Here is a 22194-nt window from a genome sequence, read left to right on the forward strand (position 1 = left end):
TATGCGCTTGCCCGGTTGCTGGCAGAACCGGGGCTTCCATTGCGCGTGTTATGCGACTTCCTTGGCGACGTGGGAAGGAAGCTCGAAGACGAAATCTGACATCAAGTCGTGCAGCGCGTGTGATCGATTAATCAATCAGAGAGGATGGTGAACCATGGCAAAGGAAAGTACCCAGAAGAAGTTGTCCCGAGTGCGGCCGCCGCGGGTCCAGATTACCTACGACGTCGAAGTCGGCGACGCCATCGAAACGAAGGAACTGCCCTTTGTGCTCGGCGTCCTCGGCGACTACAGCGGACATCCGAAGGAGCCGCTGCCCAAACTGAAGGATCGCAAATTTGTCGATATCGACCGTGACAACTTCGACGACGTGCTGAAGGGGGTGGCACCGCGCCTGCAGTTGCGGGTAGATAACCGCCTGAAGAAGGACGACACCCAGATCGGCGTCGAGCTCCAGTTCGGAAAGATGGAAGACTTCGAACCCCAGCGCGTGGTCAGCCAGGTCGAGCCCTTGAGGAAGATGCTCGAAGTACGGACCCGGTTGTCGGACTTGCGGAACAAGATTACCGGCAACGACCGTTTGGAAGAATTGCTCGATGAAATCGTCAGGGACACTGAGAAACTCAAGGAAATCAGTGCATCCCGCCAGAAAAAGGAGGATTGACCATGAGCGAGCTTGCACCACTTCAGGAAGCCGCCGCTGTCGCCGAAGCACCCGGCAGCCTGCTGGATTTCATCGTCGACAACAGCCGCGTCGCTGCCAACGCAAACGAGAAGGCGACTGCGCGTGACCAGATCGCGGAGCTGGTCGATGAAGTGCTCGCGGGTACAGTAACCCTGTCGCGCGACCTCGCGGCGAGCATCGACACACGTATCGCCGAACTCGACCAACTCTTGTCGGACCAGGTCAATGCGATCATGCATCATCCGGACTTCCAGAAGCTCGAGGCATCCTGGCGAGGGTTGAAGTACCTGGTCATGCAGTCCGAGACCAGCCCGATGCTCAAGATCAGGATGATGAATGCTTCGAAAAAGGACCTGGTCAAGGATTTCAAGTCGGCGCCCGAATTCGACCAGAGCGCGCTGTTCAAGAAGATCTACGAGGAAGAATACGGCACCTTCGGCGGCGCGCCCTATGCCGCCCTGATCGGCGATTACGAATTCTCGCGCCATCCCGAGGACTTCTACCTGCTGGACGAACTCTCGCATGTCGCGGCATCGGCGCACGCACCGCTGATTTCGGCGGCGGCACCCGGCCTGTTCGGCCTCGACAGCTTCAGCGACATCGGCAAACCGCGCGACCTGTCAAAGATCTTCGATACGGTGGAATACGCAAAATGGAAATCCTTCCGTGAGTCCGAGGATTCGCGTTATGTCGGCCTGGTCTTGCCGCACGTGCTTGGCCGCCTGCCATACGGCAGGGACACCGTCCCGCTCGAGGATTTCGCTTTCGAGGAAGATGTCGATGGCAGCAATCACGACAAATATTTGTGGACCAATGCCGCCTATGCATTCGGCGCCCGCCTGACCGATGCGTTCGCAAAGTACGGCTGGCTCGCTGCCATTCGCGGTGTTGAAGGCGGCGGCTTGGTCGAAGGGTTGCCAACACATACCTTCAAGACGGACGATGGCGAGATCGCGTTGAAATGCCCGACGGAAGTCGCCATCACCGACCGCACCGAAAAGCTGCTTTCGGATCTCGGCTTCCTGTCCCTGGTTCACTGCAAGAATACTGATTACGCGTCGTTCTTTGGCGGCCAGTCGGTGCAGAAGGCGAAAACCTACAACACGGATGCCGCCAATGCGAATGCGCGGCTGTCGGCACAACTGCCGTACATCTTCGCCGCATCCCGGATTGCGCATTACATGAAATCGATCATGCGCGACAAGATCGGCAGCTTTGCATCGCGTGAAAATGTGCAGCAGTTCCTTAATACCTGGCTGGCCCAATACGTCCTGCTAGACGACTCCGCGTCGCAGGAGGCCAAGGCAAAGTATCCGTTGCGCGAGGCGCGCGTCGACGTTGTCGAGGTACCCGGCAAGCCCGGCGTGTACCGGGCAGCTGCTTTCCTCCGTCCGCATTTCCAGCTCGATGAACTGACGATCTCGTTGCGCCTGGTTGCGGAGCTCCCCAAGAACGCACGCTGATGAAGCATTGATGCGCTGCCGGTCCATACCGGCAGGCACATCGGCATGACAAAAATATTGCAAAAAACATAATTTAATTGATCAAAGCTGGAACCAACCGGTTTTTCAACAGACTTCCAACCGAGGCGGGGCCGAGGAAAGGGAGTCCACTTTCATGGGAGAAGAAATGGCATTTGACGCCTTTATCAAGATTGACGGCATCCCCGGCGAGTCGACCGACGACAAGCACAAGGATTGGATCGAAGTGCTTGCTTTCGACCACAAGATCGAGCAGCCCGCCTCCAGCACAGCAAGTTCGGTCGGCGGCGCAACTGCCGAACGCGTCAATCACGGCACGTTCAATTTCCTGCACCAGCTCGACAAGGCCAGCCCGAAGCTCTACGAAGCATGCTGCACGGGAAAACACATCAAGGAAGTGACTGTCGAGTTTTGCCGTGCAGGCGGCGACAAGGTCAAGTACATGGAAATCAAGATGGAGCAGGTGCTGATTTCCCGGGTCGAGGAAAACGGCGCGTCCACTGGCGATTCCGGTTTCCCGAGCGAGAAGATCTCCCTGTCCTACGGCAAGATCAAGTGGACCTATACGCAGCAGAAGCGCCAGGATGGTTCGGGCGGCGGCAATGTCAGCGCCGGCTGGGACCTGACCGCGAACAAGACGATCGCGTAAATCACGCACGACCTTCACGATGAGACACGCCTGCGGCGCGGAATGGCTGCAGGCGTCGAATGGGCATACATTCCGTTGAGACAGCATAAAAGACAAGCACGTGGTGCCTGCATGATCCGGATTGTACGAAGCTGCCGGGCAGGCGCATGAACAAGGAAGATGAAAATGACCGTATCGAAATTTTTGGTAATAGTCCTCGGTGTACTTTCCATGGCATCGCTGGCGCTGCTGTCTGGATGCGCGCAACAGCAGACAGTTGCCGGCGCCGAGCCGCCGCCGATGGCGAAGGAAGAAAAGCCGAAGGCGAAACCTTCCGAACGCCAGGGACCGGCAACGACTTCCACGCCGGTGGAAGCCGCGCCCGACTATGCCAGCATGAACCCGGTCCCTATCGCGTTTGACAAGATGAGCGTAAAGCTTCGCGATACCGACAAACAGCTGCTGGTCAAGATCAAGGACCGGGCGCAGAAGGCCAAGCGGCTGATCATCACCGGTTATTGCGACAGCAAGCAGGTCGGCAATTCGAAGGATGCCGCCATTGCCCGCGCCAACGCGGTCAAGGAAGAACTGGTGAAGCTTGGTGTTAAACCGGCGACTGTCCGTATCAAGCACGTGACGAATATCGCCAACAAGCACGCGGCTGAAATCGAACTCGTCGCCGCGACCTGATTCCGTTTTCCGCATCCTGGCGATGCGGAATATTCGGGGCGCGATCCCGACGCATGAGTGCCGGTCACATACCGGGGAGCAGGCATTGCCTGCATGCCGGTGACGGCGCACGACACTACATTCTGCAATCCCGGACATGAATACAGACCTGAAGGCACTCATCGCCAAACTGACTCCCGCTGCCCGGCGCGCGATGGAATCCGCGGCCAACGTGGCATTGACGCGTACCCATCATGAAGTCGATATCGAGCATGTGCTGCTCGAACTGCTGGACAAGCCCGACACCGACATGGCGGCCATCCTGCATGCGTATGGCGTTGACAAGGCAAACCTGCAGGCTGACTTGCAATCCGGGCTCTCGCAATTCAGGACCGGCAATACGCGCAATCCGGTGCTGTCGCAAAACATTCCGCAATGGCTGGAATCTGCATGGTTGAGTGCCAGTGTCGGCTATGGCGCCCAGCATATCCGGAGCGGTTACCTGCTCATGGCACTGATCGGCGACGAAAGGATCGCGCGCATTGTCAATGGCACTTGCCGTGCGCTGCTATGTATACCGCCGGCGGACCTGCGCGAAAGTCTGCCGCAGATCCTGACGCTGTCGAAAGAGGGGACTGAATTATCTGACGCGCACCCGGCGCAGGCTCCGGGCAGGACGCCGCGTGCGGACGCGACGCGCGCATCCGGATCACCGGCACTCGACAAGTACACCGTCGACCTGACCGCTCTGGCAAAGTTGGGGAAGATCGATCCTGTGCTCGGCCGCGACCCGGAAGTGCGCCAGATGATCGATATCCTGCTGCGCCGCAGGCAGAACAATCCCATCCTGACGGGGGAGCCCGGCGTGGGCAAGACTGCGGTCGTGGAAGATCTTGCGTTGCGCATTGCGCAGGGAGACGTGCCTCCCGTGCTCAAGGACGTCAGGATCCGCACCCTCGACCTTGGCTTGCTGCAAGCAGGAGCAAGCGTAAAGGGCGAGTTCGAAAGCCGGTTGCGTTCGGTGATCGACGAGGTCAAGGCCAGCCTGGCGCCCGTCATTCTCTTTATCGATGAAGCCCACACCATCATCGGCGCCGGCGGCCAGGCGGGACAAAATGATGCGGCGAATCTGCTGAAGCCGGCGCTCGCGCGTGGCGAACTGCGGACCATCGCAGCGACCACGTGGGCGGAATACAAGAAATACTTCGAGAAGGATGCGGCGCTGGCCCGGCGCTTCCAGGTCGTCAAGGTCGAGGAGCCGCCGGAAGATGTGGCCATCCAGATGGTGCGCGGGATTGCGGCCGCCATGGAAAAGCATCACGGCGTACGCATCCTGGACGAGGCTGTGGTCGATGCGGTGCGCATGTCGAGCCGCTACCTTGCCGGCCGCCAGTTGCCGGACAAGGCGATCAGCGTCCTCGATACGGCCTGCGCACGCGTAGCACTTTCGCGCGCAAGCACGCCGGCGGCGATCGACGACCTGTGCCGGATGATCGAAAACCTGGAACGCGAGGCGGCGGCATTGCGCAAGGAGCAGGATACGCAGCATGCCGGGAGGCTCGAGGAAATCCGGCTGCGGCGCACTGAGCTGGACGAAGACCTCGCCAGGCAGAGGGAGGCATTCGACGTGCAGGTGAAACTTGTCGATTCGATCGCCTGCTTGCGCAAGCAGATCGAGGAGACGCCTGCGGGAGAGACCGGCTCGCAGGTAGATGCATTGCGCGATGCGTTGAGGGAAGCGCAATCCAGGCTGCGAGATGCACACCAGACGCAGCCGCTGATCTATGACTGTGTCGACAGTGCAGCGGTCGCGGAAATCATTGCCGGGTGGACCGGCATTCCACTGGGCCGGATGGTCGCAAACGAGATCGATGTCGTGCGCAACCTGAAGGCGCTACTCGAAGAGCGTGTCATCGGCCAGGGACATGCGCTTGAACTGATTGCCGAACGCGTGCGTATTGCCAAGGCCAGCCTGGAAGATCCCGGCAAGCCGAAAGCGGTTTTCCTGCTCGTGGGGCCGTCCGGCGTGGGCAAGACGGAAACGGCACTGGCGCTGGCGGATACGCTGTATGGCGGCGAGAAGAACCTCGTCACGATCAACATGTCGGAGTACCAGGAAGCGCACTCCGTATCGGGTCTGAAAGGTTCGCCGCCCGGCTATGTGGGTTACGGCGAGGGCGGGGTGCTTACCGAGGCGGTGCGGCGCAAGCCTTATTCCGTCGTGCTGCTGGACGAGGTCGAGAAAGCCCATCCGGATGTGCTCGAACTGTTTTTCCAGGTTTTCGACAAGGGTGTCCTTGAAGATGCCGAGGGCAGGGAAGTCGACTTCCGCAACACCATCATCATCCTGACCTCGAATGTGGGAACCGATCTCATCATGAAGGCCGTCGAACACGGTGTCACTATCGAGGGGAAAAAGCGCCAGCCGACGCCGGCGGACTTGCTGGAACTGTTGCGCGAGGACTTGCAGCAGTCATTCAAGCCGGCTTTCCTCGGCCGCCTGGCGGTGGTGCCCTACTATCCGATCTCGGACGAGGCGATGCGGTCGATTGTGGAGCTCAAGCTGAAGAAGGTGGGGCAACGCCTGTTGCGGAACCATGGCGCGACGCTGAGCTACGATAAGTCGTTGTTGGAGCTGATTGTATCCCGCTGCACCGAAGTCGACAGCGGCGCACGTGATGCTGACGCCATCATTGCGCGATCGGTGCTCGCTGAAATGTCGGGTGAAGTGCTCGCGCGAATGGCAGCCGGGAGACCGGTGAAAGCTGTCGCCCTGAAGGTCAGGAAGAACAAGCTGACCGCGATGGTCGAATAGACGGCAGCGGGTTTCCTTGCAAAGGAAACCCGCTGCGATGCCGGGATTTACATGTTGCGGCGGTACTGGCCGCCCACTTCAAACAGCGCATTGCTGATTTGCCCCAGCGAGCACACGCGCACCGCATCCATCAGCACGGCGAACACGTTCTCGTTGTTGATCACCGCCTGCTGCAGGCGCTGCAGCATCGCCGGTCCCTGGGCCGCATTGCGTGTCTGGAAGTCGGCCAGACGCTTCAGCTGCGACTGCTTCTCGTCGTCGGTCGACCGTGCCAGTTCCAGCGATTGCGGAAGCGCTTCACCCTTCGGGTTGCGGAAGGTGTTGACGCCGATGATGGGCAGCGTGCCGTCGTGCTTCAGCTGCTCGTAGTACATCGACTCTTCCTGGATCTTGCCGCGCTGGTAGCCGGTTTCCATCGCGCCCAGCACGCCGCCGCGTTCGGCGATGCGCTCGAATTCCTGCAGCACCGCTTCTTCCACCAGGTCGGTCAGTTCTTCGATGATGAAGGCGCCCTGGTTCGGGTTTTCGTTCTTCGCCAGGCCCCATTCGCGGTTGATGATCAATTGAATAGCTAACGCGCGCCGCACCGACTCGTCGGTCGGCGTGGTGATCGCTTCGTCATACGCATTGGTGTGCAGCGAGTTGCAGTTGTCGTAGATTGCGATCAGCGCCTGCAGCGTGGTGCGGATATCGTTGAAGTCGATTTCCTGCGCGTGCAGCGAGCGGCCGGAAGTCTGGATGTGGTACTTCAGCTTCTGGCTGCGTTCATTCGCGCCGTACTTGTCGCGCATTGCGACCGCCCAGATGCGGCGGGCGACACGGCCGAGCACGGTGTATTCCGGGTCCATACCGTTGGAGAAGAAGAACGACAGGTTGGGCGCGAAGTCGTCGATATGCATGCCGCGCGCGAGGTAGGCTTCGACAAAGGTGAAGCCGTTCGACAGCGTGAACGCAAGCTGCGAGATCGGGTTCGCGCCGGCTTCGGCGATGTGGTAGCCCGAGATCGACACCGAGTAGAAATTGCGCACGCGGTTGTGCACGAAGTATTCCTGGATGTCGCCCATGACCTTGAGCGAGAACTCGGTCGAGAAGATGCAGGTGTTCTGGCCCTGGTCTTCCTTCAGGATGTCGGCCTGCACGGTGCCGCGCACGTTTTCCAGCACCCATTCCTTGATCTTGGCGGCTTCGTCGTCGGTCGGTTCGCGCTTGTTGTCGGCGCGGAACTTGGCCATCTGTTGGTCGATCGCGGTGTTCATGAACATCGCGAGGATGGTCGGCGCCGGGCCGTTGATGGTCATCGATACCGAAGTCGCCGGATTGCACAGGTCGAAGCCGTCGTACAGCACCTTCATGTCGTCCAGCGTCGCAATCGACACGCCGGAGTTGCCGATCTTGCCGTAGATGTCGGGGCGCGGTGCCGGGTCGGCGCCATACAGCGTGACCGAGTCGAAGGCGGTGGACAGGCGCTTGGCGTCCATGCCTTCGGACACCAGCTTGAAGCGGCGATTGGTGCGGAAGGCGTCGCCTTCCCCGGCGAACATGCGGGTCGGATCTTCGTTCTCGCGCTTGAAGGCAAACACGCCGGCCGTGAAGGGGAAGGAGCCCGGCACGTTCTCGCTGCGCAGCCAGCGCAGGATCTCGCCGTGGTCTTCGAACTTCGGCAGCTGCACCTTGCGGATGGTGGTGCCGGACAGGGTCTTCTGCACGAGGCGGGTGCGGATTTCCTTGTCGCGGATCTTGACCACGTAATCGTCGCCGGAATAGGCGGCCTTCATGTCGGGCCACATCGCGAGCAGCTTCTTTGAACCCGGGTCCATCGCGTTGTCGCGTTCGACAATCAGGTCGTCGAGGTCGGCCGTCTTGTTGCAGGCGGCGGCCATGCGCTTGGCTTCCTGCAGTTGCTGGCGCTCGCGCGCGAGCTTGACCTGCTTCGCGGTGTTCTTGTGATAGCCGCGCACGGTGTCAGAGATTTCGGCGAGGTAGCGGGTGCGCGCCGGCGGCACGATGGCGTTCTTGCCGGAGGAGAAGCGCACGCTGACCGGGGCGAGCTTGCCGGGCTGGGTCTTGAGGCCAAGTTCGGTCAGGCGCGGCAGCAAGCCCTGATAGAGGGCGGTGACACCATCGTCATTGAAGCGCGATGCCTGCGTGCCAAACACCGGCATTTCATCCGGCTTCTTCGAGAACAGTTCACGGTTGCGCTGGTATTGCTTGGCGACATCGCGCAGCGCATCCTGCGCGCCCTTGCGGTCGAACTTGTTGATCGCGACGAAATCGGCGAAGTCGAGCATGTCGATCTTTTCCAGCTGCGACGCGGCGCCAAATTCCGGCGTCATCACATACATCGAGAGGTCGACATGCGGCACGATTGCAGCGTCGCCCTGGCCGATACCGGAGGTCTCGACGATCACGAGGTCGAAGCCGGCCACCTTGCAGGCGGCGATCACATCGGGCAGCGCCTGCGAGATTTCCGAGCCGGCTTCGCGCGTGGCGAGCGAGCGCATGAATACACGCGACTGGCCGTTCCACGGATTGATCGCATTCATGCGGATGCGGTCGCCGAGCAACGCGCCGCCGGATTTGCGGCGGGACGGGTCGATGGAGACGACGGCGATGTTGAGTGTGTCGTCCTGGTCTAGGCGGATGCGGCGGATCAGTTCATCGGTCAGCGAGGACTTGCCGGCGCCGCCGGTGCCGGTGATGCCGAGGACCGGGACCTGGATGGTGTCGGCAGCCTTGTGCAGTTCGGTCTTGAGTTTGGCGTCGGCCTTGCCGTTTTCCAGCGCGGTGATAAGTTGCGCCAGCGGGCGGTGGCGTTCGGCCATCTCGCCTTTCTTGAGCGTATCGATGGCGGTCGGTGCGTACGGGGACAGGTCGACGTCGCATTGTTCGATCATCGACACGATCATGCCCGCCAGGCCGAGGCGCTGGCCGTCTTCCGGGCTGAAGATGCGGGTCACGCCATACGCATGCAGGTCGGCGATCTCGGACGGCACGATCACGCCGCCGCCACCGCCGAACACCTTGATGTGCGCGCCGCCGCGCTGCTTCAACAGGTCGATCATGTACTTGAAGTACTCGACGTGGCCGCCTTGGTAGCTGGACACCGCGATGCCCTGCGCGTCTTCCTGCAGCGCCGCGGTGACGATCTCGTCGACCGAGCGGTTGTGGCCGAGGTGGATGACTTCCGCGCCATTCGACATCAGGATGCGGCGCATGATGTTGATCGAGGCGTCGTGGCCGTCGAACAGCGAGGCCGCGGTCACGAAACGGACCTTGTTGGCCGGTTTGTAGTCGGTGATTTTCTTGGCTACGGAGAGGTCGGTCATTGCTTGTCTCTTTGGAAATTATTGGCGTCCGTGCAGGGTATGACGTTTACGTCAACGTCAAATCTAGCACAAGGGCGCGTGGCTTGCCGTCGTTTGAATGACAGTGTTTCTGCGGGTAATCAAATCGGCTGCGGGTTCCTTCTCCCTGGGAGGGAGAAGGAGCCCTTTCTTTATAGACGAAAAGCTGCGGCTTTACGCTGCGTGCGGCATTCCGTGTAGCGATGCCTCGAATTTCTCCAGGAGAACCTTGCGTTCGTCCCGGTACTGCTGCACCGCGGTTTCCTTCACATGCCCGAAGCCGCGGACCTTCTCGGGCAGGGCGGCGATCTGCACCGCCAGCGCGAGGTTGTCCTTGTTGAGCTTGTCGAGCAGCGAGAGGATGGTGCCGCGGTATTCCTCGATCAGCGCGCGTTCCATCTTGCGTTCGGCGGTGTGGCCGAAGAGGTCGAGCTTCGTGCCGCGCAGCTTCTTCATCTTCGCAAGCACGCCAAAGGCTTTCCACATCCACGAGCCGTATTCCGCCTTGAGCAGCCGGCCCTTGGAATCCTTCTTTGCCAGCAGCGGCGGGGCGAGGTTGAATTTGAGCGAGAAGTCGCCGTCGAATTGCTGCTTGAGCTTGTCCACGAACTGGCCATTGGTGTACAGGCGGGCCACTTCATATTCGTCCTTGTACGCCATCAGCTTGAAGTAAGCGGTTGCTACAGCACGCGACAGCTTGTCGCCGGACTCCAGCTTCGCTTCGGCGGCGCGAACCGTGTTGACGAGTGCCTCGTAGCGGCCCGCGTACGCGGCATCCTGGTAGTCGGTCAGGAAGGCGACGCGGCGCTTGACCAGGGCGTTCAGGGTTTGCGGCATTTGCAGCAGCACCGGCTGGCCGGGGATGGCGATGCGTTCGACGCGGGCGAGGTCCACGGCGGCGCGGCGGCCCCAGAGGAAGCTCTTCTTGTTGGCGTCGATCGCCACGCCGTTCAGCTCGATCGCACGCAGCAAAGCGGCTTCGGAGACCGGCAACGCGCCTTTCTGGTAGGCAAAGCCGAGCATGAACAGGTTGGTCGCGATCGAGTCGCCCATCAGCGCGGTCGCCAGGCGGGTGGCGTCGATGTAGTCGGCGCGGTCGGCCACCGATTCATTGATCAGCGCCTGCACTTCCGCCAGCGGGAACTGCCAGTCCGGCTGCTTGGTGAAATGCCCGGTCGGCTGCTGGTGGGTGTTGACGACGGCACGGGTACGGCCGGGGCGCATCTTGGAGATCGCATCCTGCGCGCCGGCGGTCAGCATGTCGCAGCCCAGCACCAGGTCGGCTTCGCCGGTGGCGATGCGCTGCGCGCGGATCTTGTCCGGCGTCTGCGAGATGCGGATGTGCGAGGTCACCGAACCGTTCTTCTGCGACATGCCCGTCATGTCCAGCACCGACACGCCCTTGCCTTCGAGGTGGGCGGCCATGCCGATCAGCGCGCCAATGGTGATCACGCCGGTGCCGCCGATGCCGTTCAACAGGATGTTGTACGGCGCGTCGCAGCCGGGGATGACCGGCTCCGGCAGCGCGCCGAAGTCGTCCTGCTTTGCCACGCCGGTCTTCGACTTCTTCAGCGTACCGCCTTCGACCGTGACGAAGCTCGGGCAGAAGCCCTTCACGCAGGAGTAATCCTTGTTGCAGGACGACTGGTCGATGGTGCGCTTGCGGCCGAATTCGGTTTCCAGCGGCATGATGGACGTGCAGTTCGATTGCACGCCGCAGTCGCCGCAGCCTTCGCAGACGGCTTCGTTGATGAACAGGCGCTTGTTCGGATCGGGGAATTCATTCTTCTTGCGGCGGCGGCGCTTTTCGGCGGCGCAGGTCTGGTCGTAGATCAGCACGGTGACGCCGGCGACCTCGCGCAGTTCGCGCTGCACCGCGTCCATGTCCTTGCGATCGTGCAGGGTGACGATGGACGGCAGCGCCGAGCGGTCGGTGTAGCGGCTCAAATCTTCCGTCACCAGCGCGATGCGCTTCACGCCTTCAGCCACCATCTGCTGCGCGATCATCGGCACCGAGGTGATGCCGTCCACCGGCTGGCCGCCGGTCATCGCCACCGCGTCGTTGTAGAGGATCTTGTAGGTGATGTTGACGTTGGCTGCGACGGCCGCGCGGATCGCGAGGTAGCCGGAGTGGAAATAAGTGCCGTCGCCGAGGTTCTGGAACACATGCGGCAGCTTGGAGAACGCCGCCTGGCCGATCCAGGGCGCGCCTTCGCCGCCCATGTGGGTGGTCAGCTTGTTGTGTTCCGGGTAGATCGCGGTCGCCATCACGTGGCAGCCGATGCCCGCCAGCGCGAGGCTGCCGTCCGGCACCTTGGTCGAGGTGTTGTGCGGGCAGCCGGAGCAGTAGTAGGCCGGCCGCGCAGGCGTGTTCACGGCCTTGGACAGCACCTTGTCCTTCGCTTCGAGGAAGGCCAGGCGCGCCTTGATCAGGTCGCTGGTATGGAAGCGGGCGATGCGCTGCGAAATCACGCGCGCGATTTGCGCGATCGAGAAGTCGGCCTTGGACGACAGCAGCCACTCGCCGCGCGGGTGCACCCATTCGCCTTTCTCGTCGAACTTGCCGATCACGCGCGGGCGCACGTCGTCGCGCCAGTTGTAGAGCTGTTCCTTGAGCTGGTATTCGACGATCTGGCGCTTTTCCTCCACCACCAGGATCTCGTCGAGGCCCTGCGCGAATTCGCGCACGCCGTCCGGCTCCAGCGGCCAGGGCATGGACACCTTGAACACCCGGATACCGATGTCGGCGGCCATCTTCTCGTCGATGCCCAGCTCTTCCATCGCTTCCAGCACGTCGAGGTAGGACTTGCCGGAGGCGATGATGCCCAGCTTCGCCTTCGGGCTGTCGATGGTGGTGTGGTTGAGCTTGTTGGCGCGGGCGTAGGCAAGGGCGGCGTAGATCTTGTAATCCTGCATCAGCGCTTCCTGCTTGCGCGCCTGGACGCCGAGGGTGTCGGTCGACAGCCGGGTATTGAGGCCGCCTTCCGGCATGACGAAATCGGTCGGGTACTTGATCTCCAGGCGGAATGGGTCGGCGTCCACGGAAGCGGTGGATTCGACCGTGTCGGCGAGCGCCTTGAAACCGACTGCGCAGCCGGAATAGCGCGACATGGCCCACGCATGCAGGCCGAGGTCGAGGTATTCCTGCACATTGCAGGGATACAGCACCGGGATCATGCAGGCGGCGAAGATGTGGTCGGACTGGTGCGGCAGCGTCGAGGAATACGCGCCGTGGTCGTCGCCGGCCACCAGCAGCACGCCGCCGTGTTTCGACGTGCCGGCATGGTTCAGGTGCTTGAAGACGTCGCCGCAGCGGTCCACGCCGGGACCCTTGCCGTACCACATGGCGAACACGCCGTCGTACTTTGCAGGGCCAATCAGGTTAACCGTCTGCGTGCCCCAGACGGCGGTGGCCGCCAGGTCTTCGTTGACGCCGGGGACGAACTTGACGTGGTTTTCTTCAAGGAGTTTCTGGGCTTTCCAGAGGTTTTCATCGAGGCCGCCGAGCGGGGAGCCGCGATAGCCGGAGATGAATCCTGCGGTATGCAATCCGGCCGCCAGGTCGCGCTGGCGCTGCATCATCGGCAGGCGCACAAGCGCCTGGATGCCCGAGATAAAGATCTTGCCGGAGGTGGAAGTGTATTTGTCGTCAAGTTTGACGGGGGCGAGGGCAGGTAACTGCCCAGCAGTGGCCACTGCTGTGTCAGACATCTTGTCTTCTCCAAAAGGTTATTTCAGATAGCAACTGGCAGGAGCCGCCGGGTAAGGCGGGGTAATGCCAGCGTGCAAGACCGGGGTACCGGTCATGAGCGATTTTGCATGCAAATGCGCTACGGGAGGAAGTTTAGGCTTGCGCGGGGCGGGACGCAAATAGGGAATGGGGATAAGGCCATAAGCCGGGCTTATACCCATCCGCGAAAACCGTGTCAGTCAGCGCCGGCTTTCGCCAGTACCGGCACGCTCTTGCGAGATGCCTGGGCGATGTCGTGCCCGATGATCAGGCGCACATCCGTTCCTTGCCGCTGCACGCGCTCAAGCAAGGCGGCAGTGTCGATGTCCAGGTGCGCCTGCAAGCGCACCGCATCCTCGCGATAGCCCGGCCGGTACTCGATCACGGTGCGCTTCTCCCGATACGGCTTCAGGTTCGTCAGGGACGGGCGGGGCAGGTCGAACGCCAGGAGCGCGGTGCGGAAGCGGCGCGCCAGTCCGGCAACGCCATTGCCGTTCGCTATTTCAAAGCGGAAGCTGCGGGCGGGCGCGGTTTTCTCGGGTGGCGCCACGGGCAACGGCGGCAAGACTGCGATGACGGGCGCCGGCGCGGGCGGAGGCAGGCTGATGTCGACAACCGGCCCTGCAGCCACGGCGGGCAGGACTGTGCTTGCATTTCCGCTTGCGGTTCCGTTGTCGTTGCCTCCTCCCGCGGCGACGGCGGGCGGCCGTATGTCGCGGTGTGCGTTCCCTGCATGCAGCTCTTGCGCGTGCTGGTAGGTGCTGCGCGCATCATCGGCCCGGCCCAGCTTCTCGTACGCGGCGGCCAGGTTGTTGAACGCGCGCGGATTGTTGGGGTCGAGCGCTGTCGCCTTGCGTAGCGCTTCCACCGCCGCCTCGTGCTTGCCTTGGAGGAAATACGTATAGCCCAGGTTGTTGTAGATCTGCGCCAGTTGCGGCGCGGTACGCAGAACCTCGGTGTATTCAACGATCGCTTCATCGTATTTCCCCTGTCGGGCATAGAGCGTTCCGAGTGCGCTGCGTACTTCAACGAAGTCGACATTCAGGGCAAGGGCCTTGCGATAGGCTTCTTCGGCCTGGGTAAGGCGGTTCTGGGCTTGGTAAAACCGGCCCAGCTGCAGCAAGCCGGCGGCGGTGTCCTGCGCGCCGGATACCTGCAGCAGCGGTTCGATACGGGGACCGGCAGCCGACGGAGGCGGAGTGACGCTGCACCCCTGCAGTGCCGGGAGGCTGCAAAGGACGGCAAGGGACAGGACAGATGCTTTCATGGCGGTTTCCTTAGTGGCCGGCGACGGGTTGCAGGACGCGGATGATCTGAAGCATGGCCGGTCCCAGGAGCACGAGCATGATGGCCGGGAAGATGCAGAAAATGAGTGGAAACAGGAGTTTGAGCGCCACCTTGGCGGCGGCTTCCTCGGCACGCTGCCGGCGCCGGGTGCGCAGCGCATCGGCATGCACGCGGAGGGATGCCCCGATGCTGGTGCCGAAGCGCTCTGCCTGGATCAGCATCGCGACCAGTCCGTCGACTTCATCGACACCCGTGCGCATCGCCAGGTTGCGCAGCGCGCGTTCCTTGCTGGCGCCGGCACGCAGTTCCAGCGACACGAGGTTCATTTCCTCGCTCAGCGCAGGCGCCGTCGTCGCCATCTCGCCGGCGATGCGCGCGATGGCCGAGTCAACGGCAAGGCCGGCTTCGACGCACACAGTCATCAGGTCCAGCGCATCCGGGAAGGCTTCGACGATTTCGCGCTGTCGCAGTGCGACCAGCCTGGAAAGCACACCATTGGGCAGGTAGAAGCCGAACGCGGCGGCAACGAGCAGGACCAGCATCATGTTCGTTGTCGACAGCGTCGTGCCTAGCGCGAGCAGGACCAGCCAGAGCACGGAAGGCAGCACGAACGCGAGGAAGGTCTTGGCGGCGAAATAGAGCACCGGCGCGCGTGTATCCCGCAGGCCTGCATTCATGAACCGCGTACGCAGTGAGGATTTTTCCCAGCCATCTTCGGGGACGGAGAGTTTTGCCAACGGGCCCGAGATTTTCGCGACATGCGCAATCCACGCATCCGGCGCTTCCCTGGCTGGCGCTGCTGCCCCCAGTTCCTGGATGCGGTCGCGCACCGGATTCGGGGCCAGCAGAGTCATGACCAGCATTGCAGCGCCGAATACGCCGAGAAATACGGCGGCAAGGTAGAGATACATTTCCGACATGATTCCCCCTTAAACGCGTATGCGGATAATCTTGCGCATCCACACAATGCCGAACACCATGAGCACCCCCATGCCGGCCAGCATCTTCAGGCCCGCCGGTTCCGTCCACAGCACTTGCATCAGGCGCGGATTGATGACCATGAGCATCCCGGTGATGGCAAAGGGCAGCAGGCTGAGGATCCATGCAGACAGCCTGCCTTCCGCCGACAGCGCGCGCACCTGGCCGTAGAGCTTGAGCCGGTTGCGCACGATCTGGGCGATGTTGCCCAGCAACTCGGTCAGGTTGCCGCCGGTCTCGCGCTGGATCAGCACGGCGACCACGAAGTAGCCAATGTCGTTGCTGGGTACGCGTGACGCAAGCGCGGTCAGCGCGTCCTGCATCGAGACGCCGAAACTCACTTCATCGAAGACGATCCGGAACTCGCCGGCAATCGGATCGCTCATTTCCCTGGCAACCATGTCGATTCCCGACGGCAGCGCATGCCCAGCACGTAGCGCGCGGCTGAGCAGGTCCAGCGCATCCGGCAGCTGTTCTTCAATGCGAGCAAGGCGCGCCTTCTTCATTTTTGTGACCCAACCGAGGGGCAGGATCGCGGCGAACGCAGCCGCAAATAGAGCCAGGAAGGGCGGAACCGGAAGGAGCAGGACGGCAATCGCCGCACCCGCCGCACAAAGGGCGGATACGATGAGGAAGCTGCCGAGGTCGTAAGTTGCACCGGCCTGCTGCAGAAGCCTGTCCAGGCGTACGGCAAGCGGCAGGGATTGCAGCGCCCGCTGGAGCGCCGGGTGGCTGCTCATCACGCGCTGCTTGCGGATCGATACCGGCGCCTGGCCGTGGCTTTCCGTGGCCATTGCCTGCAGCCGCCGCGTCACCCGCCGCGCCGCTGGGCCACGCGTCGAGTTCCATGTGACGAACAGGCCTTCGAATAGCAGGATGACGGCGATGAACACCGCCACCGCAAACATGAGGAACAGGATATCCATGGCGCCTCCGCTTAATCGCCGACTTCGAACAGGCGTGAAGGATCGAAGAGGTTCTCGGGCAGCTCGATGCCGTGCACGCGCAAGCGTTCCGTAAAGCGCGGACGGACGCCCGTCGCCCGGAAATGGCCCCGGACAGCACCTTTTGCATCGATCCCCGTCTGGTGGAAGGAGAATATTTCCTGCGACGTCACGACATCACCTTCCATGCCGGTGATTTCCTGGATGCTGGTCAGCTTGCGCTTGCCGTCGGGCAGACGCGCCACCTGGATCACCACGCTGATGGCGCAGCTGATCTGGTGCCGCGCCACCTTCGACGGCAGGTTCATCCCGGCCATGCCGATCATGTTTTCCAGGCGGCTCAATGCATCGCGCGGCGTGTTGGCATGGATGGTGGCGAGCGAACCTTCATGGCCGGTATTCATTGCCTGCAGCATGTCGATCGCTTCGGCGCCGCGCACTTCACCGAGGATGATGCGGTCGGGGCGCATGCGCAGCGCGTTGCGCACCAGCGAGCGCTGCGTGATTTCCCCCTTGCCCTCGATATTCGGCGGACGCGATTCCAGGCGCACGACGTGCGGTTGCTGCAGCTGCAGTTCGGCCGCATCCTCGATGGTGATGACGCGCTCGCTCGGCCCGATGTAGCTCGACAGGATGTTGAGCAGCGTCGTCTTGCCGCCGCCGGTGCCGCCGGAAATGATCATGTTGGTCTTCGCCCTGGCCAGCCCTTGCAGCACCTGTGCCATCGCGGGCGTGAGGCTTTGCAGCCGGATGAAGTCGTCCATGGTCAGGGGCTTTGCCGCGAAACGGCGTATCGACATGATCGGGCCGTCGATCGCCAGCGGCGGGATGATCACGTTCACCCGCGAACCATCCGGCAGGCGGGCATCCACCATGGGGCTGGACTCGTCAATGCGGCGCCCGACGCCCGAGACGATTTTGTCGATGATCTTCATCAGGTGGGCATCATCGTTGAACTGCACATCGGTCATCTCCAGCCTGCCGAAGCGCTCGACATAAACCTGCTTCCAGGTGTTGACGAGAATGTCCGACACGGCCGGATCCGACATCAGGAGCTCCAGCGGGCCGAAACCGAGCATCTCGTGCTGGATATCGCGCACCAGGTTCTTGCGCTCGATATCGTTGACGACCACGCTTTCCGAATGCAGCAGTTCCTCGACCAGCGAGCCCAGTTCGCTGCGTAGTTGCTCCTGCGGCAGGCTGTCCATCATCGCAAGGTCGACGCGGTCCAGCAGCAGCTTGTGGATGCGGACCTTGATGTCGCGGTAGGCGCGTTGGTCGTGCATGCCGGCGGCAGCGAAGCCGTTGGTCCTTCCATTGAATTCCAGGCGGTCTCTGAGGGACATGTGCGGCCTCCGTAAGGTCAAGCTTTCTGTGGGCGGCGGAAGAGTCTGGCGAGCCAGCCTTCGCTCTCTTCTTCCTGTACCGCTGTGAGCGTCCCGCTCCATGTACGCAAAGCCTTGGCGACCGGGCTGGTGCGCGCCAGCCGGGCGATCGGCACTCCCTGGTTCACCGAGGCGGCGGTTGCTTCGTAGTGGTTCGGGATGATTTGCGCCACCTTGTTGCCGAGCGCCTTTTCGAGATCGTCCAGACTGATGTCGCCGCCCTTCTGGTAGCGGTTGACAACCAGGCGCACCTTCGACTTCGGATAACCCAGCGCACCGAATGCCTCCATCAGCCGCTTGCCGTCGCGCACGTAGGGCATGGTCGTCTGCAACACGGGAAATATCAGGTCCGCATGGTCGAGCGCGCGTATCGCGAGTGCATCGAGCCCGCGGCCGAGGTCGAGCACCACGAAGTCGTACTGGCTGCGTGCCAGCGTGAGCAGGGCGTCGATATGGTCGGGCTTGATGTCCATGCCGTGGGCGGGATCTTCCGGGGCGGCGAGCACGCTGAAATGCGCATCCACGTTGACCATGCTCGAGGCCAGGAAGGCCGCGTCAAGCCGTTCGATGTTGCGCGCGACATCGGCAAGCGTGCCCGGCGGTTTTTGATCGGACAGGAACAGCAGGGCGTCGCCGAACTGCAGGTTCAGGTCGAGCAGCGCCGTCTTGCTGCCGTCGAGCGCGAGCGCATGTGCAAGGTTGGCGGCGAGCAGGGTCGCGCCGCTGCCGCCCTTGCAGGAGACGAAGGCGAGAATTTTTCCGGAATGTCCGCTTCCAAAACCCATCTTGTAGCGGATCCGGTCCAGAGCGCCCTTGAGCGCGGGACCGTCCGGCGTGGAGGGCAGGACTTCACGCACGCCGGCGCGCATCGCGTGGAGCAGGAATTCCGGCGACTGTCCTTCGCGCAGGACGATGAAGGACATCTGCGGATGGCGCTGTCCGAGTTGTTCCAGCACGGCGAGGTCTGCGTCGCCTTTTCCGCTGCTGTCGACAATCAGGACGTCGGGCAGGGTTCCCGGCGCGAACGCCGGGAGCCGGTCCAGCGGCCCCTCCGTTGCGGTAACGATGCCGTCGCCATGCAACAGCTGCATCAACTGGGCTAGCCGGGGGCGATCGGGAGATGCGACGAGGATGCGTAAGGTGTTCATGTGTATGCCGGGCAATTGGAATCAGAATGGGGTAAATCCGAGGCTCTCCGACGGCATGCGCACGGTGGACGACGGAATGCGCAAGCTGGTGAAGTCGGCCAGGCCGCTCCCGGACAGGAAGGAGGACAGCGGCACGAAGGACAGGCGCTCGTTCGCGCCGCATCCCGTGCCCGTGCTCAGGCAGGCTTCGACGAAACGGATGCAGCTCGATGTGCGTGTCGCATCCAGGCAGGCCGCGATGTTGTCGCCGGGATCGAGCGGCAAGGGCGCGGCCGGATTGCCTGCCGCATTGAGATAGCGGATGACAACGTTGGCGTCCGTTACCTCCGGGGCACCGGGCAGCGGGCCGGCAGTGGTGCGCATGACAGCGCTCCGCCTGACCGCGGTGATGGTGGCAGCATCAGTGAAATTCGCGACCACGGCCAGGCGCGCCGCATTGCGCGTGACTTCCTGGACGGTATTCCAGAGATAGAGCAGGCGGCCGAACTCGATCAATGCGAACAGCAGGAAAAAGAAGGGAATCGCGATGAGCGCAAGCTCGACGGCGGCGGCACCGCGCTGGCGGTGCGTGGCATGGCAACGATGACGGGCAGGGCGATCCATGTGCGGCCTCACAGCATGTAGCGCATCGTGGTATGCGGCGTGAACGAGGTGGTGCTCTCGTTCAGCGCGTCAGCGATGCCGATAAAGGGAAACAATTCAGCAATGGTGAAGGTGTGTCCGGTGATGCGCGCCCGCACGTTCACCGGAGCGGTTCCGTCCGTGCACGCCACCACCGAATAAGTGGCATCCATGCACTCGATGATGACGTTGGCGTCCGCCAGTTGCGGGGAGATCCATGCCGCATTGGCCGTCGCTACGACCAAGTCCTGGGCGGCGGACATCCCTTCGCTGGCGATCGTCGCGCTTGGCCAGGTGGACATGAGCCTCGCACCGTCGCGCGTCGCCTTGGTCAGCGCGTCGGCATACCAGAAGGCCCGCCCGAAGCCGATCACGGCGGCCACCAGGAGCATCATCAGGATGACGACGATGGCAAATTCCACAGTGAGCGCTCCACGGTGCGCGCGTGAAGGGGGATGAGAGCGGTAAGTGCGGGTCTCCATGGTCTCAGCGATAAAGCATCACTTGCATCACGGGCACCGGCTCGATGAGGCCGGCGAACTCGACATTCAGTTCGGCATTCGGTCCCCCGCTGAAACCACTTGCCGGGGTCTGCATGAAGAAGCGACCGATGCCGAGCACGGGGAGCACGCTGCAGGCGCCGGCGGGTGCCACATTCGGACAGTCGACAATGGCGAGGTTCAGCACGCGCCTGTCTGGGCGGCCTGTGTTGCCGATGGGGGCGGCACCGGCGCCCGGATTCGTGTAGGGCGAGCCGGTGGCGGGATAATCGACATCGGCAGCCGGTGCGCCGGTGGCGGATGGATACAGCGTGGACCAGTCGCTGGTCGTGAACGGTGTACCGGGCCGCGCGTTCGGCGTAGACCCCACCGCCGATACAGCGCGGCTGTAAGACCAGAGGACGCCATAATCGCTAGGTGTCGCGGTACCCGCGAGATTCAGCGTTTGCCTAGTGGGCGACATCCAGTTCGCCGCGGGCGTTGCGCAACCTGCTCCTGTACAGCCATAGGTAGTGATGTTGGTGTCCGGCGGCGATTGCGCGGGCGTGCATGAGGACGGGCCGGTGTAGTCGTTGAAGCGTGAGTTGAGGGCAGCCTGGATGCGGCCGGCGCTGACGCCCGTATTGCCGTACACAAAACCGGGCGTGGTCGGCAGGATGGCTGACGTTCCCGAACAGACAAACGGCGCCGTGGCATTTGCGCTGGAATTGGAAGGACTGCACGCGCCGGGATAGGTGTCGACCGGGTTGATCAGGTAGGGTACGGACGGCGCGCCGAGATTGCCGAGCCTGAAAATGTTGTAGCTGATACCGCGGCGGAAGCCGAACTGGCGTAGCTCGCCGGTGCCGGTCATGACTTCGCCCTTCGGTCGCGTCAGTCCTGTCGCCGGATCCTTGATGCCACATACGCCGATGGGCGTGACGTCGTTGACGAAGCGACCCGCCACCGCGAGGCCGAAGGTCGCCGTGTTTTCCAGCCCCGCCGCCACGGCGCCAGGCATCAGGCGCGCGAACCAGGTCGCGATGTTCCCCGAAGGGATGTTCACCCGCAGGAAGGTCATGCCCGAGGCCAGGGCGTTGGACGTGATGCTGGTAATGGGCACCATGCAGGCGTCGGCCGGGCAGCTACCGACAGCGAGATTCGCGCTGGTGATGGTGATCGGCGTCGCGAACAGGAAATTGTTCTGCGCCGCGATGGCTGTGGCGCGCGTGATGGCATTGTTGATGCCGGCCAGCGTCTGGTTCAATTCGCGCGCGCCGGCCAGTGCGGCCGCATCAGCAGCATTCTGCAATTCGGTGCGCACGACATAGGTCCTGCCGACGTCGATGGCCAGCGCCATGAAGCCGAACAGCACGAACACCGAAAGGGCGAACATGACCGAGATCAGCCCCCGGCATTGCCTCGCACGCGCGGGCTTCATTTATTTTCCTCCGCCACCCCCGCTGCCGGAGCCGACGCCGATCGTAAACACGTTCGGCTGCGGCGTGGGCGCGGCAAAGGATTTCTGGTAGCGGCCCAGCGCTTCATGGGCGGCGCGCCCGTCGAGCTGGACCTGCGCGGTATTCGACGAGGCCTGCGGATTGAGGGTCTGCTGGGCATTCAAGATGCGGACGCTTTCGCCGAAGTGCTTGTCCAGTTCGGGCGTCAGCGGCGCGCATGCGGCAAGGACGGCTGCGCCGGCAAGGATGACCAGGCGTTGGGTCGCGGATTGCATGGACGCCTCCTTATTTGAGTTCAAAGCCGGATGGAACGGCGACCTGCGCCGCAGGACCTGCGTCACCCTTTGCCGGGGATGGCGGCGGCAGCGAGGAGGTGTTGGCCGCAGGTGGCGGCGGCGCCTTGCCTTCCATCTTCCCGCCGAGGAAAAACTCGGAACGGCTCGGTTCGATGAAATGGTCGGTGGGCAGTCCGTAATTGGGCGGCAGCGGCTTGACCAGCCTCGGCGTGACGACAAAGATCAGCTCCGAGCGGTCCGACTGGAA

At 62.6% G+C, this 22194-nt stretch carries 16 protein-coding genes and 1 pseudogene; 5 read left to right on the forward strand and 12 right to left on the reverse strand.

Annotated elements, in window-relative coordinates; all coding sequences use genetic code 11:
* The first annotated feature begins 154 nt into the window (after window positions 1-154).
* From tssB to tssH, 5 genes are all read left to right on the forward strand, one after another.
* A complete protein-coding gene (gene tssB, locus AYR66_RS01355; protein WP_088706008.1) occupies window positions 155-661 on the forward strand; it encodes a type VI secretion system contractile sheath small subunit in 507 nt (168 codons plus the stop codon).
* Window positions 662-663: 2 nt separating this feature from the next.
* A complete protein-coding gene (gene tssC / locus AYR66_RS01360) occupies window positions 664-2145 on the forward strand; it encodes a type VI secretion system contractile sheath large subunit (protein ID WP_088706009.1) in 1482 nt (493 codons plus the stop codon).
* Between the two features lie 166 nt (window positions 2146-2311).
* On the forward strand, window positions 2312-2812 hold the full coding sequence (locus AYR66_RS01365) for an Hcp family type VI secretion system effector (protein WP_088706010.1): 501 nt from the start codon (window positions 2312-2314) through the stop codon (window positions 2810-2812).
* A gap of 165 nt (window positions 2813-2977) precedes the next feature.
* Window positions 2978-3481 (forward strand): OmpA family protein, encoded by a 504-nt coding sequence (locus AYR66_RS01370; protein WP_170942031.1) that lies wholly within the window; start codon window positions 2978-2980, stop codon window positions 3479-3481.
* A gap of 136 nt (window positions 3482-3617) precedes the next feature.
* On the forward strand, window positions 3618-6275 hold the full coding sequence (tssH, locus tag AYR66_RS01375) for a type VI secretion system ATPase TssH (protein ID WP_088706012.1): 2658 nt from the start codon (window positions 3618-3620) through the stop codon (window positions 6273-6275).
* Between the two features lie 47 nt (window positions 6276-6322).
* On the opposite strand, the gene icmF is transcribed toward tssH, so the two are convergent.
* The 12 genes and pseudogenes from icmF to AYR66_RS29225 form a co-directional block, all read right to left on the reverse strand.
* Window positions 6323-9601 (reverse strand): fused isobutyryl-CoA mutase/GTPase IcmF, encoded by a 3279-nt coding sequence (icmF, locus tag AYR66_RS01380; RefSeq protein WP_088706013.1) that lies wholly within the window; start codon window positions 9599-9601, stop codon window positions 6323-6325.
* A gap of 192 nt (window positions 9602-9793) precedes the next feature.
* On the reverse strand, window positions 9794-13330 hold the full coding sequence (locus tag AYR66_RS01385) for an indolepyruvate ferredoxin oxidoreductase family protein (RefSeq protein WP_088706014.1): 3537 nt from the start codon (window positions 13328-13330) through the stop codon (window positions 9794-9796).
* Window positions 13331-13545: 215 nt separating this feature from the next.
* Entirely contained in the window at window positions 13546-14616 is a 1071-nt protein-coding gene (locus AYR66_RS01390; protein ID WP_088706015.1) for a LytR C-terminal domain-containing protein, read from the reverse strand.
* A 10-nt stretch (window positions 14617-14626) separates the two neighbouring features.
* Window positions 14627-15556 (reverse strand): type II secretion system F family protein, encoded by a 930-nt coding sequence (locus tag AYR66_RS01395; protein WP_088706016.1) that lies wholly within the window; start codon window positions 15554-15556, stop codon window positions 14627-14629.
* Between the two features lie 9 nt (window positions 15557-15565).
* A complete protein-coding gene (locus AYR66_RS01400; RefSeq protein ID WP_088706017.1) occupies window positions 15566-16540 on the reverse strand; it encodes a type II secretion system F family protein in 975 nt (324 codons plus the stop codon).
* Between the two features lie 11 nt (window positions 16541-16551).
* Window positions 16552-17904 (reverse strand): TadA family conjugal transfer-associated ATPase, encoded by a 1353-nt coding sequence (locus AYR66_RS01405; protein ID WP_088706018.1) that lies wholly within the window; start codon window positions 17902-17904, stop codon window positions 16552-16554.
* A 17-nt stretch (window positions 17905-17921) separates the two neighbouring features.
* On the reverse strand, window positions 17922-19091 hold the full coding sequence (locus tag AYR66_RS01410) for a CpaE/TadZ family protein (RefSeq protein ID WP_088706019.1): 1170 nt from the start codon (window positions 19089-19091) through the stop codon (window positions 17922-17924).
* 21 nt (window positions 19092-19112) lie between these two features.
* Complete coding sequence (locus AYR66_RS01415) at window positions 19113-19694, reverse strand: TadE/TadG family type IV pilus assembly protein (protein ID WP_088706020.1); 582 nt, start codon at window positions 19692-19694, stop codon at window positions 19113-19115.
* Window positions 19695-19702: 8 nt separating this feature from the next.
* Complete coding sequence (locus AYR66_RS01420) at window positions 19703-20134, reverse strand: TadE family protein (RefSeq protein WP_206047016.1); 432 nt, start codon at window positions 20132-20134, stop codon at window positions 19703-19705.
* 64 nt (window positions 20135-20198) lie between these two features.
* On the reverse strand, window positions 20199-21632 hold the full coding sequence (locus AYR66_RS01425) for a pilus assembly protein TadG-related protein (protein WP_088706022.1): 1434 nt from the start codon (window positions 21630-21632) through the stop codon (window positions 20199-20201).
* Entirely contained in the window at window positions 21633-21926 is a 294-nt protein-coding gene (locus AYR66_RS01430) for a pilus assembly protein (RefSeq protein WP_088706023.1), read from the reverse strand. It abuts the gene before it with no gap.
* A 10-nt stretch (window positions 21927-21936) separates the two neighbouring features.
* A pseudogene (locus AYR66_RS29225) lies at window positions 21937-22194 on the reverse strand (hypothetical protein); the annotation flags it as partial.

The sequence above is a fragment of the Noviherbaspirillum denitrificans genome (assembly GCF_002211445.1).
Lineage (GTDB): Bacteria > Pseudomonadota > Gammaproteobacteria > Burkholderiales > Burkholderiaceae_D > Noviherbaspirillum > Noviherbaspirillum denitrificans.